The organism is Pelodictyon luteolum DSM 273, from assembly GCF_000012485.1.
Classification (GTDB): Bacteria; Bacteroidota; Chlorobiia; order Chlorobiales; family Chlorobiaceae; genus Chlorobium; species Chlorobium luteolum.
Map to the genome: position 1 here is coordinate 458,176 of NC_007512.1, position 14,414 is coordinate 472,589.

The 14,414-nt window shown below is 58.4% G+C and carries 12 protein-coding genes; 9 read left to right on the forward strand and 3 right to left on the reverse strand.

Annotated elements, in window-relative coordinates:
• Window positions 1–139: 139 nt before the first annotated feature.
• A complete protein-coding gene (locus PLUT_RS02010) occupies window positions 140–1,039 on the forward strand; it encodes a sigma-70 family RNA polymerase sigma factor (RefSeq protein ID WP_011357150.1) in 900 nt (299 codons plus the stop codon).
• Window positions 1,040–1,240: 201 nt separating this feature from the next.
• Here PLUT_RS02010 and PLUT_RS02015 read toward each other — a convergent pair whose 3' ends face one another.
• The 3 genes from PLUT_RS02015 to PLUT_RS02025 are packed head-to-tail and all read right to left on the reverse strand — an operon-like array spanning window position 1,241 to window position 6,072.
• Window positions 1,241–2,044 (reverse strand): SAM hydrolase/SAM-dependent halogenase family protein, encoded by an 804-nt coding sequence (locus PLUT_RS02015; RefSeq protein ID WP_011357151.1) that lies wholly within the window; start codon window positions 2,042–2,044, stop codon window positions 1,241–1,243.
• A 4-nt stretch (window positions 2,045–2,048) separates the two neighbouring features.
• Entirely contained in the window at window positions 2,049–3,131 is a 1,083-nt protein-coding gene (gene lptG / locus PLUT_RS02020) for an LPS export ABC transporter permease LptG (RefSeq protein WP_011357152.1), read from the reverse strand.
• 10 nt (window positions 3,132–3,141) lie between these two features.
• The gene (locus PLUT_RS02025; RefSeq protein WP_011357153.1) at window positions 3,142–6,072 is read right to left on the reverse strand and encodes a M16 family metallopeptidase; all 2,931 of its coding nucleotides are present in this window, start codon (window positions 6,070–6,072) and stop codon (window positions 3,142–3,144) included.
• Between PLUT_RS02025 and PLUT_RS02030 the strand changes: the two genes are divergently transcribed.
• The 8 genes from PLUT_RS02030 to gcvT all read left to right on the forward strand — a co-directional run bounded on the left by PLUT_RS02030 (window position 6,065) and on the right by gcvT (window position 14,409).
• Window positions 6,065–6,271, forward strand: coding sequence for a hypothetical protein (locus PLUT_RS02030; RefSeq protein ID WP_157858117.1), 207 nt, complete (start codon window positions 6,065–6,067; stop codon window positions 6,269–6,271). The genes PLUT_RS02025 and PLUT_RS02030 overlap by 8 nt on opposite strands.
• 163 nt (window positions 6,272–6,434) lie before the next feature.
• Window positions 6,435–8,522 carry an excinuclease ABC subunit UvrB gene (gene uvrB / locus PLUT_RS02035; RefSeq protein ID WP_011357154.1) on the forward strand — a complete coding sequence of 696 codons (2,088 nt, stop codon included), beginning with the start codon at window positions 6,435–6,437 and terminating at the stop codon, window positions 8,520–8,522.
• Between the two features lie 134 nt (window positions 8,523–8,656).
• Entirely contained in the window at window positions 8,657–10,858 is a 2,202-nt protein-coding gene (locus PLUT_RS02040) for a RelA/SpoT family protein (protein ID WP_011357155.1), read from the forward strand.
• A 69-nt stretch (window positions 10,859–10,927) separates the two neighbouring features.
• The gene (locus tag PLUT_RS02045; protein ID WP_049752338.1) at window positions 10,928–11,539 is read left to right on the forward strand and encodes a LemA family protein; all 612 of its coding nucleotides are present in this window, start codon (window positions 10,928–10,930) and stop codon (window positions 11,537–11,539) included.
• A 2-nt stretch (window positions 11,540–11,541) separates the two neighbouring features.
• Window positions 11,542–12,321, forward strand: a complete 780-nt coding sequence (locus tag PLUT_RS02050) for a TPM domain-containing protein (protein ID WP_011357157.1) — start codon at window positions 11,542–11,544, stop codon at window positions 12,319–12,321.
• A 35-nt stretch (window positions 12,322–12,356) separates the two neighbouring features.
• Window positions 12,357–12,992: a TPM domain-containing protein gene (locus tag PLUT_RS02055; RefSeq protein ID WP_011357158.1), complete on the forward strand. Its 636-nt coding sequence runs from the start codon at window positions 12,357–12,359 to the stop codon at window positions 12,990–12,992.
• 10 nt (window positions 12,993–13,002) lie between these two features.
• A complete protein-coding gene (locus PLUT_RS11645) occupies window positions 13,003–13,176 on the forward strand; it encodes a hypothetical protein (RefSeq protein WP_157858118.1) in 174 nt (57 codons plus the stop codon).
• 135 nt (window positions 13,177–13,311) lie between these two features.
• Window positions 13,312–14,409, forward strand: coding sequence for a glycine cleavage system aminomethyltransferase GcvT (gcvT, locus tag PLUT_RS02060; protein WP_011357159.1), 1,098 nt, complete (start codon window positions 13,312–13,314; stop codon window positions 14,407–14,409).
• The last annotated feature ends 5 nt before the right edge of the window (window positions 14,410–14,414 follow it).

Here is a 14,414-nt window from a genome sequence, read left to right on the forward strand (position 1 = left end):
TCCTCGGAGGCAGACGGGTAGCCGAAAAATCGGCTTTTTGGATTACGTAAAGAGCGTTTATATTGTAACTTTGCCGGCTTCGAAAGGATGCCGGCCGCGCCGGTTCAACACACGTGAATATTTGAGGGGAATGGCACATATGAGGCAGCTTAAAATAAGCAAGCAGATCACCAACCGCGAGAGCCTGTCGCTTGACAGGTACCTGCAGGAAATCGGCAAGTACGATCTTCTGACGGCTGATGACGAGGTGAGGCTGACGAAGGCCATCAAGGAAGGCTTCGACATGCCGGTGGATACGACCGAGTACAAGCGGGCTAAACGGGCGCTGGACAAACTGATCAAGGGCAACCTCCGCTTTGTGGTGTCCGTTGCAAAGCAGTACCAGAACCAGGGGCTTACGCTCGGTGACCTCATCAACGAAGGCAACCTCGGCCTCATCAAGGCGGCTAAGCGCTTTGATGAAACGAGAGGGTTCAAGTTCATCTCCTATGCCGTGTGGTGGATCCGCCAGTCTATCCTCCAGGCGCTTGCAGAGCAGTCGAGGATCGTTCGCCTGCCGCTTAACCGCGTCGGCACCCTGAACAAGATCAGTAAGGCATACAGCCAGCTTGAGCAGGAGTTCGAGCGTGACCCGAACACCAAGGAGCTGGCCAACCTGCTTGACATGGACTCGCAGGATGTAGCAGATACATTGAAGATCGCCGGACGTCATGTCTCGGTTGATGCGCCGTTCGCCCAGGGCGACGACAACCGCCTGCTCGATGTGCTCCAGAACGACGGTCACCTGCCGGACCATGGCCTGAACCGTGATTCCCTCACCCTTGAAGTCGAGCGTTCGCTTTCTGTGCTTGCCCCGCGCGAGGCCGACGTGATCAAGTCATACTTTGGAATCGGCATGGACAACCCGCTCACCCTCGAGGAGATCGGTGAGAAGTTCAAGCTCACGCGCGAGCGCGTGCGCCAGATCAAAGAGAAAGCCATCCGCCGTCTCCGTACGTCGGCCTACTGTAAGGTGCTGAAGGAGTATATCGGCAGCTGAGCCGTATCAGCGGACACTTTTTACATGGTTATGCAGAAGCCGCCCTTCCAGGGCGGCTTTTTTTTCGATCTGCGATCGGCAGTTTGGTGCAGGGCGTTGCCGGCAATCCCCTTTAGGTACGACGTTTCCTTCTGTTCCCGGAGCAGCTGTATCCCGTATAGGGGTATTGCTGAACTATCCACCCCAAGAGATGGCATGCACTCAGAGGCGTTCAAGCCTGACCTTCTCACCCCGGTTAAGGCCGAAGCGCTCGAGGGCACTGGCATCGCGGACACCGACTTCCAGGGTGCCGAAGCTGCCCCGGTAGGCGAGTGGTTCGCCTTCCGGGACGTTGCCGTAGGTTTCCCGGACCGGGAGCGCAGTGCCGTCAGGCAGGACGAGACGCCATTGGTCTTTTTCGGCAGCGAGGCTGCTGTCGATGGATGTGACGAGGTTGCCGAACCGGTCGGAAAAGATGACGCCCCCTTCCCATACCCCTATGCCGAGTGCCGTGCAGCCCGGCATAGGGAGCTTCATGCAGTCGGCCGGCTCAATTGCCGCACCAAGCGTGTTGAGCGCTATGCCGGTGGCAAGATGGGCCGCAGCCGGTGAAAAGATGTCCCTGCCATGGAATGTTCTGCTCCTCTCGGGGGCTATGTATCGCCGGTTTGTGACCTCGACGCATTGGACAGGGCCGTTTTTCAGGAGGATGGGGGTGAGCAGGCCGTTGTCCGGCGCGAGGAATCTCCGTCCTCCGGCTTCCACGGCGATGGCCCTTCGCCTGGTGCCGACTCCCGGGTCGATGACGGCTATGACGATCGATTCCGGAGGGAGATAGGGGAGCGCACGCTCGAGCAGGAATGCGCCTTCAGTGACGTCCTGGGGTGTTACGGCGTGCGTGAGGTCTATGATGCGGGTTTCGGGTGCGATGGTGAGGATGACCCCCTTCATCTGCCCGACATAGGTGTCGTCGGTGCCGAAGTCGGTCAGGAGTACGACGGCCGGTGGGTGGTTTACGGCAGCCATCGGCTCAGTCGGGGGAGTAGCGGTAGATGACGTAGCCGACGCCGAGGAACAGCAGATTCGGAAGCCAGGCCGCCAGCATCGGCGGCATTACACCGTTGTAGCCGAAGGTGGCGATGGTTTTCTGGAGGCCGAGGAAGAGGAATCCGGCAAACAGGCTGATGCCGATTTCAGCAGCCAGCCCGCCGCGCTTTTTCTTTGCCGAGAGAGGAACGCCGATGATGATGATGATGAGCGAGGCGAAGGGCAGCGAGAGCTTGGTGTGCAGCTTGACCGAGCTCCGCTCAAGGCCTGCGAACCCGGCGTGCTTCTTTTCCGACAGGTACTGCCAGTGGCGAGCGATGTTCATTTCATCAGGACGGAGGTTGAGCTCGGCCAGTGACTGGAGCGAGAGATGGAGTTGCACTGGCAGCATGGGTTCGGTCCAGAACCGCTCGCTGCCGTCTTCAAACATTCGCTCCGCAGCGTTCTCAAGTACCCACGCCTTTTTTTCGGGGTTGTAGCGCATGCCGTCCGCATCGGAGCGGGAGACGATGCCCTTTTGGCTGAACTGCTCGATAGAGACCTCCCGGGCGCTCGACATGTCCGGGTTGAGGGAGCCGAGGGTGATGATGCGGTTTCCGGGTTCAAGGATATGGAGGTTGCTGTTGCCGCCTTCCTCATCTCTTCGCTGGTGGCCAAGTTCGGTGAGCTCGAAGTTGTTGTTGCGCAGGGTGGCGGCCGGGGCGATCCAGAACGAGTTGGTAAGGTTGATGGTGCTGATGATCATGCCCCCGAGCAGGAACGGGTAGAGAAGCTGGCCCATGCTGACGCCTGCCGACCGGATGGCGGGCAGTTCGCTTGAAACGGCCAGCTTGCCGGCCACAAGGATGGCGGCAAGGAGTGAACTGACCGGGGAGGTGATGAGGATGGTCTGTGGTATGGCGAACAGGTAGTACTGTGCGATTGCCTCGAATCCCTGGTTCTTGTCCATGAAATCGTCGAGGTTCTCGACCATGTGGATGAGCATGAAGAGTGCCACGAAGGCGAGGCTCGTGAAGATGAATGTCTTCACGAACTGCCTGAATATGTAGCGGTCAAGGATTTTCATTCGCTCTGGGTCAGTACCCGAATATGTTTTCAAGCGTGAGCTCACGGACAGCTCCGTATTTCCGGAGGGTATCCATGTCAAGCTCCTCCTTTTTGCCGAGCACCAGCATGACATGCTTCCGGTTCCTGAAATGGCTTTCGTGGAAACGCTGTACATCCTCCAGACCCATCTTCCGGGCCCCTTCGAAGATTTGACGGCGAATGTCGCCTTCATGGCCTAAGCGTACGGCGTCTTCATAATTGAAGAGCACCTCGGTGCGTGTCAGCCGCTCACTGGAGATCTTCTGCAGGATTCCGTTCCGGGCAGAGGCGAAGAGTTCCGGCGACATCGGCAGTTCCTGCATCAGTTCGCTGATGCCTCCGAGCGCTTCGGGCAGCTTGTCCGACTGGGTCCCGATATAGCTGAAAATATAGTTATGTTTTTCTTTCTGTTTAGGGCTCCGGTACACGGAAAATACGGAATAGGCCAGAGCCTTGGCTTCACGGAGTTCCTGGAAGACCACGGATGACATCCCTCCTCCGTAATATTCGTTGAAGAGCGAAATGAGGGGCACTTCCGACGGGTTGTAGATGGCGTCACGCGTCAGCATGATCACCTCCGCCTGTGTCATGTCGTAATCAACCACGAAGATGGTGTTCTCCGTCTGCTCCAGCTCCGGGAAAGGATCGGCTGCCGGCGGGGCTTCGGGCGCTGCCGGGTAGCGGCGTACCGTCTGGAGTTCCTGGATGATGGCATCGGCCGCATCGGGTCCGTAGTAAAGCACCCGGTGAGTGTAATGCATGATGTTCTGCACCTCCCCGAGGAGCTCTTCGGGTGTGAGGGCTTCGAGTTCATGGTCGGGGAGCACGTTGGTGAATGGCGACTTCGGGCCATACTTGCCGTAGCTCGACATGGCTTCGAAGAGGATTTTCCGCTTCGAAAGCTTGTCATCCGCCCGCTCTTTCCGGATGCCGGCCTTCAGTTTTTCAAGAGCATCCCGGTCGGGACGGGCATCCTGAAGGAGCGTTTCAAGCAGCCGGAGCGCACGGGGGAAGTTCTCCCTGAGTCCCGAGAGCTTCAGGTAGACGAAGTTCTCCGAGGTGAAGGCCGAGAAGCTGGTTCCGAGCCTGTAGAGCTCGCGGCTGAACTCCTCCGGAGGGAGTTCCTTTGTGCCGAGGTAGGAGAGGTAGTCGAGCGCCAGCTCGATTTTGCGGCTGTGGTTTTTTCCGGTGTCGAACACGTAGTAGAGCGAGTAAAGGTCGTTCTCCCGGTTCTTTACGTAGTGGAGCTTCACGCCGCTCTGGACCTCACGGAACCCGATGTCCTTCCGGTAGTCGAGATAGACCGGCTCAGTGCCTTTCGAAGGCATGGCGAGCAGTTCGCCGGCAAACGATGAGAGGGTGTCGCGGTTGACCTTGAGCGGGGTGATCGGAGGTTTCTGTATTTTGGTCTCGCTTTCCGGCGTGCCGTGCTCTTTCTGGACTTCGACGTAGTTCGCTTTGTAGTGCTTCCGGGCGAATGCGGTGAGCTCCTCTTTCGAAATCGTGCGGAGGCGGTCAATCTGGGTGCTGTACTGCTGCCAGTCCATGCCCCAGATGAAGGAGTCTACATAGGCTTCGACTCTGCCGCGGTTGCTTTCGTAAAGCTTCAGCTGTTCGATTTTAAGATCGTTGACGGCAGCCTCGAGGAGCCAGTCGGGGTATTCCCCGTTTTTCATGAGTTCGACCTGCTCCAGCAGGAGGCGGGAGACCTCCTCGAGGCTCTGGCCTTCGCGCGGCTTGGCGCTGAGGATATGTGCTGAGTAGTCTTTCATGAGCACCAGCATGGAGCCGGCGTCGAGCACCTTCTGCTTCTGGTTCAGGTTCAAATCGATAAGACCTGCCGTCTGGTTGTAGAGCACCTTGTCGAGCAGGGTAAGAAGGTCGGCATCCCGGGTGTTGACGCCCTGGAACCGGAACCCGATAACAACCTCTTCGGCTTCAGGGCCTTTCACCCGGATCACTTCTGGTTTGGTTATGGGCTCTTCCAACGGTGGCACGAAGGCCGGCAGCGCCTTGGGTTCAAGAACCGAGAACTTCCTTTCAATCAGCCTGATGGTTTCGTCGGGGTCGAAATCGCCTGCGATGCAGAGCGCCATGTTGTTCGGCACGTACCATGTGCGGTAGTAGTTCATGACGTTCCGTATGGACGGGTTCTTCAGATGCTCCGCTTTTCCAATGGTCGTCTGGGTGCCGTATGTGTGCTTTTTGAAGAGCCCGGCAAAGAGGTTTTCCCAGATTTTGCGGCTGTCACTGTCCATGGTCATGTTCTTCTCTTCATACACTGTTTCCAGTTCGGTATGGAAGAGGCGCATGACGGGGTTGCGGAACCGTTCGGCTTCAATGGTGAGCCACTGCTCCAGCTTGTCGGCAGGGATGTCGTTGAGGTAGACGGTCTGCTCCACCCAGGTGTAGGCGTTGGTGCCCTGTGCACCGATGGAGTTCAGGAGCTTGTCGTACTCGTTGGGTACTGCGAAGCTTGCCGCGACGTTGGAGATGCTGTCGATGTCGCGGTATATGGCGGCACGTTTTTCAGGGTCCTCGGCCGCACGGTACTCTTCATACAGTTCGGAAATCTTCTCGAGTTCCAGATGCTCTTTTTCATAGTCGAGTGAGCCGATGGAATCGGTGCCCTTGAAGAGCATGTGCTCGAGGTAGTGAGCCAGACCGGTGGTTTCAGCCGGGTCGTTTTTGCTGCCGGCACGCACCGCGATGGATGTATAGATCCTCGGTTCGTCGCGGTAGGGGCTCATGTAGACGGTCAGGCCGTTTTTGAGGGTATATATCCTTGTGTGGAGGGAGTCTCCGGGGATGGTCCGGTACGGGTAGCTGCCGGCTTCGGCGGATGCATTCATCATGGGCTTGCAGGAGGTTACGGAGAGCAATAAGGTCCCGGCGGCAAGCATCGGGACGAAGATGTTCATGAAAGCCCGGAACGCCGCTTTTCCGGGTAAAAAATTAAAATGGGATTTAAGGGACATACTTGCAACTGGGAGCGTCATGCTTTTCCCCTGTGAGCTGAGGCTTCCGGCCTGCAGCCGTCAGGGGCTGAATCATTATGATATCGCATATTACGATGAAGAACTAACAATTGAAGGGAATAGTTCTTTAATTAAGGTATAAACAGCCGGGAGTCCCTTCAGCTATCAACATCCGGGGTCCTCTTCAGGTATAAACAGCCAGGGTATCTCCAGGTATTAACAGCCCTGGTCCCGTTAGGTTGATACAGCCCGGGTCAGGGCATGATTGGACGGTATTCAAAATAAGTATGTAGCAGGGAGTGTGTGTGCAGAGAGACCGCAAGGGGAAGGGGACGGAGACAGGAATATACCGGCTGGTGAGCCCGTACGAACCTGCAGGCGACCAGCCGAAGGCCATTAAGGAACTCACTGAGGGGCTGAAGGCCGGCAGCCCGTTTCAGACGCTGCTCGGTGTGACCGGCTCGGGCAAGACTTTCACGATTTCCAATGTGATCGCACAGGCCGGGCGGCCGGTGCTCGTGATGAGCCACAACAAGACGCTTGCCGCGCAGTTGTATGGAGAGCTCCGGCAGTTCTTTCCCGACAACGCGGTCGAGTATTTCATAAGCTACTACGATTTTTATCAGCCGGAGGCATACCTTCCCTCAATCGACAAGTACATCGCAAAGGACCTGCGAATCAACGACGAAATCGAACGCCTCCGGCTGAAGGCCACGAGCGCACTGCTCAGCGGCCGGCGCGACGTGATTGTGGTCAGTTCTGTCAGCTGCATCTACGGCCTCGGCTCGCCGGAGGAGTGGAAGAGCCAGATCATTGAACTGCGCACCGGCATGCTCAAGGAGCGCAACAGTTTCCTGCAGGAACTCATCGCCCTCCACTACGTTCGCGACGACGTGGATCCCGGCTCCGGCAAGTTCCGGGTGCGAGGTGACATCATCGACCTCATCCCGGCTTACGACCAGCTGGCACTCCGTGTGGAGTTCTTCGGCGACGAGATCGAAAGCCTGCAGACCTTCGACATGTCGAGCGGCGAAGTGCTCGGCAGCGATCCCTATGCGTTCATCTATCCCGCCCGCCAGTTTGTTGCCGGCGAAGAGCAGCTGCGGCAGGCCATGCTGCGGATTGAAAACGAGCTGGCCGGCCGGCTCAACGAGCTCCGCTCGGCCGAGCGGTTTGTGGAGGCGGGGCGGCTTGAGGAGCGGACCCGCTACGACCTTGAAATGATGAAGGAGCTCGGCTACTGCTCCGGTATCGAGAACTACTCGCGCCACATCTCAGGACGCAACCCCGGCGAGCGGCCGCACTGTCTGCTCGACTATTTCCCCGAGGACTATCTGGTGGTAGTCGACGAGTCGCATGTGACCCTGCCGCAGATCCGCGGCATGTACGGCGGCGACCGTTCACGAAAGTCCATTCTCGTCGAGCACGGTTTCCGCCTGCCCTCTGCCCTCGACAACCGGCCGCTCCGATTCGATGAGTTCATGGATATGGTGCCCGAAGTCATCTGCATCAGCGCCACTCCTGGAGATCTCGAGCTTGAGCGCTCGGGCGGGGTGGTCGTCGAACAGGTGGTGCGTCCGACCGGCCTGCTCGATCCCCCGGTTGAGGTCCGGCCCGTGAAGGGGCAGATCGACAACCTTCTCATGGAAATCCGCCGCCATACCGCCGGCGGCCACAAGGTGCTGGTGATGACCCTGACGAAGCGGATGAGCGAAGACCTGCACGACTTTCTCCGCAAGGCAGGGGTCCGATCCCGCTACCTCCATTCCGAGATCAAGAGCCTCGAGCGGATGCAGATCCTGCGCGAGCTCCGGACGGGGGAGATCGATGTCCTTGTCGGCGTCAACCTCCTGCGCGAAGGGCTCGATCTGCCGGAGGTGTCGCTGGTGGCGATCCTTGATGCCGACAAGGAGGGGTTTCTGCGCAACACCCGCTCGCTCATGCAGATCGCCGGCCGGGCAGCGAGGAATGTTGAGGGGTTCGTGGTGCTCTATGCCGATACCATCACGCGCTCGATCAGGGAGGTGCTCGACGAGACGGCCCGCCGGCGCGAGATCCAGCACCGGTACAACGAGGAGCACGGCATCACGCCCCGCTCCATTACGAAGTCGGTCGAGGAAATCCTCGATACCACGAGCGTCGCCGATGCCGAGGAGCGCTACCGACGCAGGCGGTTCGGCCTGGAACCGCGTCCCGAACGCCTGCTTTCAGGCGTGCTCGAGTCCATGACCCCCGAAGAGGGCTTTGCGATGGCGGCTGAACTGCGCGCCGAGATGCAGCAGGCTGCGCTTGCCATGGAATATGAGAAAGCCGCATACCTGCGCGACGAGATCGCACGCCTCGAAGATCGACTTGGCGGAGCAGCGCGGGTGGACAAGGAGGATCAGGCATGAGGGGGGAGCTGTTTTTCTTTGTGCATTGTTTTGTTATGGTGAAATAAAGTTTTATAGAGAATAGACGGGAGTCCCCGAAGCGGTGCCCCCGTACTAACCTCTACCACGTATTTTCAAGGGGAGCAGAATCGGCTATGTTGGCCCAGATAGAAAAGGAGCACTACCAGAAACTCCATGAGATCCTGCGTCTTGCACGCCAGAACCTCAAACAGGTCGATGAATCTCTTATCCAGCGCGCATTCTTCATGTGCTACCGGGCGCATGAGGGTGAAAAACGTGCATCGGGGGAGCCCTATTTCTACCATCCGGTGGAAGTTGCCACCATTCTGCTCAACGAGCTGCCGCTCGATGGCGTGTCGGTCGCTGCCGCGCTTCTGCACGATGTGATCGAGGATAGTGGCTATACCTATGAGGATATCTCCGCCGAACTCGGCCCGGAGGTCGCCGACATTGTCGAGGGCCTGACGAAGATATCGGGGATAATGATCAACCGCGAGACCACGCAGGCTGAAGGATTCCGGAAGATGCTGCTCTCGATGGTGAAGGACATTCGGGTGATTCTCATCAAGTTCTGCGACCGGTTGCACAACATGCGTACCCTTGAGTCGCTCCCGGAGCATCGCCGTCTGAAGATTGCCCTTGAGACCCGCGACATTTACGCCCCGCTCGCACACCGGTTCGGTCTCGGAAAGATGAAGGTGGAGTTCGAGAATCTCGCACTGAAGTACATCGACCCCGAGATGTTCGATTTCCTGCAGCAGAAAGTCCGCCTGACGAGGGGAGAGCGGGTCGCGTACCTCAACAAGATGATCGACCCCATCAAGGATGACCTTGAAAAGCAGGGGTTCGCGGTCGAGGTGCAGGGACGGGCGAAGCACCTGTTTTCGATCTACAACAAGATGCGCAACAAGAACAAGAACTACGAGGACATCCATGACCTTTACGGCATCCGGGTGATCATCGACACGGAGCGCATTGCCGACTGTTTTGCCGTCTACGGCTTCATCACCCAGAAGTACCCGCCCGTCCCGCAGCATTTCAAGGACTATATATCCATCCCGAAGCACAACGGATACCAGTCGCTCCATTCAGCCATCATTGGCCCGAAGGGCAACATGGTGGAGTTGCAGATCCGTACCCGGCGCATGCATGAGTTCGCCGAGCTCGGCGTTGCGGCCCACTGGCGCTACAAGGAGAAGATCAGCAAGGACGATGCCAGCATCGACTCATTCCTTCGCTGGGCACGGGAACTCATCAAGGACGCCGATTCGGCAGCCGCCTTCATGGAGGGGTTCAAGCTCAATCTCTACCATGAGGAGATCTATGTCTTCACGCCGAAGGGCGATATGAAGACCATGCCGGCAGGGGCTACCCCGATTGACTTCGCATACTCCATCCATACCGAAATCGGTAACAGCTGCATCGGCGCAAAGGTCAACGGCCGCATCGTCAGGCTGAACGCCGAACTCAAGTCGGGCGACCGTGTCGAAATCATCACATCAAAGAACCAGCAGCCCAGAGCAGACTGGCTGAAGCTGGTGGTGACCCACCGGGCGAAACTGAAGATCCGTTCCGCCATCAACGAGGAGCGCCGTCTGCAGATCGAAAAGGGTCGCGGCATGTGGGAGAAAATGCTTTCCGGAACGAAGAAGCTCCTTTCGGACAATGATATCGTCCGCTACGCCCGACGCTACGGGGTGAAGACCCCTGCGGACTTCTTCAGCGCCCTGGCCAGCCAGCAGATCAATGGCGAGGAGGTCATCAAGCGCGTCAACAGCGAACAGCGGGAGCCGGAAGCACTGGAGATCAGGGAGGATCCGAATCAGTTTGCAGAGTACCTCCGCACGGCCCGCCAGGGCGAGGATGACCGGAAGGAACACTCGAAAAAGAAGGATGATGTAACAATCGCCGGGATGAATAACATTGCCTACGCTTACGCGAAATGCTGCCAGCCTGTGCCGGGCGACGATGTCATCGGGTTCGTGACGGCTGAAGGCGTGGTGAAGATCCACCGGAAGAACTGCGTCAACGTGAGCAACGAGAACCTGCAGAAAAGCGAGCGTGTGGTATCGGTGTCGTGGAACCGGAAGGTCGAGACCGACTTCCTCGCCGGCATCCGCATCGTCGGCGAAGACCGCATCGGCATCACCAACCAGCTCACCCTCGTCATGTCGAAGTTCGATACCAACATCCGCAGCATTTCGCTCCATGCCCGCGACGGGATGTTCGTCGGCACCGTCATGGTCTACGTTCGCAACACCGAAAAGCTGAGCGCTCTTATGGACAAGCTGAAAAAGGTTGCCGGCGTGTTCACCGTGGAGCGGCTCATCAGTTGATCGGAACACTTTTTCTGAATTGTTTGTATGTTTACCATTGAACCCCTTGAACAACCAACACCATACCCCATGAGCACTACCGCCAGCAAACCGATTACCATCCGTGTCCTGAAGATATTTACGCTCCTTTTGTTTTTCAGCTCCCTTTCGGGATGCGGCTACAACAGCATCCAGCAGAACGACGAAGCCGTGAACCGCGCCTGGGGTGATCTCGAGTCGCAGCTGCAGCGTCGCGGCGACCTCGTGCCGAACCTTGTCGCTACGGTGAAGGGTGCGGCGGATTTCGAAAAGGAGACCCTGACGGCAGTTGTCGAGGCCCGCGCAAAAGCATCGTCGGTGACGATGACGCCCGGGATGCTCAGCGACCCTCAGGCCATGCAGCGTTTCCAGAGTGCACAGGGAGCACTTTCCTCGAGCCTCTCCCGTCTCCTCGTGACGGTTGAGCGATACCCCGAAATCAAGGCCAACCAGAACTTCCGCGACCTGCAGAACCAGCTCGAAGGCACGGAGAACCGCATTGCCGTCGCCCGCCAGCGTTACAACGGCGCGGTCGAAACCCTCAATTTCTCGATCCGCCAGTTCCCGAACTCCATGACCAACTCGCTGCTTCTGAAACTCAAGCCGAGAGAGTATTTCAAGGCCGATGAAACTTCGAAGGCCCTGCCGGAGGTGAAATTCTGAGGATGGTTTGCACCTTCTTCAGAGAGAGAGTGCACGACGCCGGGGCCCTGCCTGTAAGGGCCCTCGGCGTGTTTGTGCTGCTGGCTGCGCTCCTTGCGGCCCAGCCCTCGGCCCTCTTCGCCCTCGATGTGCCCGCGCTTTCCGGCAGGGTGAACGACTACGGAGGCATGATCTCTCCTGCTGCCCGGGCCTCAATAGATCGCGCCCTTTCGAACCTTGAAAGGGAGGAGTCGACGCAGGTTGTTGTGCTGACGGTTCCATCGCTCGAGGGCGACGCAATCGAGGATTTCTCCATGCGTGTAGCCGAGGCCTGGAAAATAGGCCGGAAAGGCAAGGACAACGGAGCGCTGCTCATCGCTTCGCGCGATGACCGGAAGCTCCGCATCGAGGTCGGCTACGGCCTTGAAGGGAGTTTGACCGACCTTACGGCCGGGCGCATCGTCCAGAATGAAATGGTGCCGCTGTTCCGTGCAGGCAGGGTCGATGAAGGGTTCCAGCAGGGAGTCATATCCATCATCGCAGCCGTACACGGGGAGTACCGGGCCGAGCCCGGGGAAAAGAAGAAAGGCGGCAGGGTGTCGCTGCCGATGCTTATGCTGCTGCTCTTTTTCATTTACTTCAGCGGGTTTTTCAACCGTCGTAGCGGTACTGGAGGAGGTCCCTTCATCTCCGGTGGCCACGGAGGAGGCTTTTATGGCGGAGGCGGAGGCTTTGGTGGCGGAGGCGGCTTTGGGGGAGGCGGCGGCGGATTCGGGGGCGGTGGCGCTTCGGGGAACTGGTGAGGGCGAACGGTCCTACAACAATGCAGGAGGAGAAAATGGAACATAGTCCGGTTCGCAAGCTGCTTACTGAAGCCGGGCAGCGTCAGGTAGAGGCGCGGATAAAGGCGGCCGAGGCCGGCACTTCAGGGGAGATCGTCGTGATGGTGGTCGAGGAGAGTTCCCGCTATCGCCACGCTTCGGTGGTCGGGGCCTTGTTTTCTTCAATGATCGTCGCTGTGGCGGTGGGGCATTTTCAGGGCGGAGACGGCATGTGGCATTTTCTCGGTGTCTTCGTTCCGCTTTTCATCGTTTTCCATGAACTGCTGGTGCGTTTTGCGCCCCTGCGCCGGTTGTTTGCCCGCAAAGGGGATATGGCGGATGCCGTCGGGAAAGCCTCCCTTGCCGCGTTTTATGCGAAGGGGATCAACGGCACCGAGGCGGCGACGGGCGTACTCATCTATATCTCGCTTTTCGAGCATATGGTCAGGGTTGTGGCCGACAAAGGCATCAACGAGAAAGTGGACCCTGATGCATGGCCGGAGCTTGTCGGCGGCATCGTCCAGGGCATCCGTAGCGGAGAGGCTGCTGCTGCCCTTTCCGAGGCCATCGACCGTTGCGGCGAGCTTCTTTCCCGGCATTTTCCGATCCGGGAGGGCGACAGGAATGAGCTCAGTAACCAAATCCGTTACTGAGGCCTGTTTGATGAAAAAGATCTGCCGGCTCGAGGAAAAGGATGCGCTGCGCCATGCCGGGCGCGTGGCCGAGGAGGGCGGGGCGCGCCATATATGCCGCAGGTGTGCCCGTGTAGCCAGAAAGAAAGATGCGCTCTGCAAGCCGCAGAAGATCAAGCGCGACAAGCAGAAAGGCCGCCACTGAAAAGTGCGCCGACCTCTTCAGCAAGCGTCGTGGATTCGTATATTGAAGAACAGGAGACCTGCGGAAGGGCCACCTTCGCCCGCCCGCAGCCTGAAGAGTCCAGTTCCGTAAGGCCAACACCAGAAGAGTGAGTACATGAAAAAAACAGCATTGTATCCCTGGCACGAGAAGGCCGGGGCGAGGATCATCGATTTCGGCGGCTGGCTCATGCCGGTTCAGTATTCAGGCATCATTGCCGAACATCGGGCTGTCCGCAGTGCAGCGGGCCTTTTCGATGTCTCGCACATGGGGAATTTCTATGTGAAGGGGCCCCGTGCGGAGGAGTTCCTCCAGCATATGACCACCAATGATCTCAGCCGCGCTAAAAACGGTCAGGCGCAGTACAACGTGATGCTCTACCCCAATGGCGGTATCGTTGACGATCTCATCATCTACCGCATCGACGCCCAAACCTTTTTCATCATCGTCAACGCAGGCAACTGCGAAAAAGATTACCAGTGGCTCCAGGAGCATGCGGCAGAATATGATGGTGTCGTGCTTGAAGACCATTCCTCCGCGATGTCGCTGATCGCCCTCCAGGGTCCGAAGGCCTTCGATATCCTGAAAAAGGTGCTGCCTTCCCTCGATGCCCCGTCACTCGGCTCGTTCCACTTCTGCACGCTGGAGTACAGCGGTGCGGAACTGATGGTGGCAAGAACCGGGTACACAGGCGAGATCGGTGTGGAGATCTGCATGCCGAATGAGATGGCGCTCCCGCTCTGGGAGGACCTGCTCGAGGCCGGCCGGCCCGAGGGGATCCTGCCGATCGGTCTCGGCGCCCGCGACACCCTCCGCCTTGAAATGGGATACTCGCTCTACGGTCACGAAATCGACCAGGATACCAATCCGCTTGAAGCCCGCCTGAAATGGGTGGTGAAATTGGACAAAGGGCACTTTATCGGCCGGGAGGCCTGTCTTCAGGTGGAACTGAATCCGAAACGTTCGGTTGCAGGATTTGTGCTTGAGGGGCGCGCACTTCCGCGCCAGGGCTGCAAGCTCTTCAACAGCGATCATCAGGAGATCGGACGGGTGTGCAGCGGCACCCTCTCGCCGACCCTTCAGGAGCCGGTGGGCACCTGCAGCCTCCTTCGCGAGTACCAGAAGCCGGGCACGAGGGTTTTCGTCGAGATCCGCGGTACCATGCAGCCGGGTACTATACGGCCCCTGCCGTTCGTGAAAACCTCCCTCTCCTAAGGGGG

What these genes read in the sequence shown, in the direction of transcription:
- PLUT_RS02040 (WP_011357155.1), top strand. Translation starts at nt 8,657, where the DNA reads ATGTTGGCCCAGATAGAAAAGGAGCACTACCAGAAACTCCATGAGATC.
- lptG (WP_011357152.1), bottom strand. Translation starts at nt 3,131, where the DNA reads ATGAAAATCCTTGACCGCTACATATTCAGGCAGTTCGTGAAGACATTC.
- PLUT_RS02025 (WP_011357153.1), bottom strand. Translation starts at nt 6,072, where the DNA reads ATGAACATCTTCGTCCCGATGCTTGCCGCCGGGACCTTATTGCTCTCC.
- PLUT_RS02045 (WP_049752338.1), top strand. Translation starts at nt 10,928, where the DNA reads ATGAGCACTACCGCCAGCAAACCGATTACCATCCGTGTCCTGAAGATA.
- PLUT_RS02030 (WP_157858117.1), top strand. Translation starts at nt 6,065, where the DNA reads ATGTTCATGAAAGCCCGGAACGCCGCTTTTCCGGGTAAAAAATTAAAA.
- PLUT_RS02055 (WP_011357158.1), top strand. Translation starts at nt 12,357, where the DNA reads ATGGAACATAGTCCGGTTCGCAAGCTGCTTACTGAAGCCGGGCAGCGT.
- PLUT_RS02015 (WP_011357151.1), bottom strand. Translation starts at nt 2,044, where the DNA reads ATGGCTGCCGTAAACCACCCACCGGCCGTCGTACTCCTGACCGACTTC.
- PLUT_RS02010 (WP_011357150.1), top strand. Translation starts at nt 140, where the DNA reads ATGAGGCAGCTTAAAATAAGCAAGCAGATCACCAACCGCGAGAGCCTG.
- PLUT_RS02050 (WP_011357157.1), top strand. Translation starts at nt 11,542, where the DNA reads ATGGTTTGCACCTTCTTCAGAGAGAGAGTGCACGACGCCGGGGCCCTG.
- PLUT_RS11645 (WP_157858118.1), top strand. Translation starts at nt 13,003, where the DNA reads ATGAAAAAGATCTGCCGGCTCGAGGAAAAGGATGCGCTGCGCCATGCC.
- gcvT (WP_011357159.1), top strand. Translation starts at nt 13,312, where the DNA reads ATGAAAAAAACAGCATTGTATCCCTGGCACGAGAAGGCCGGGGCGAGG.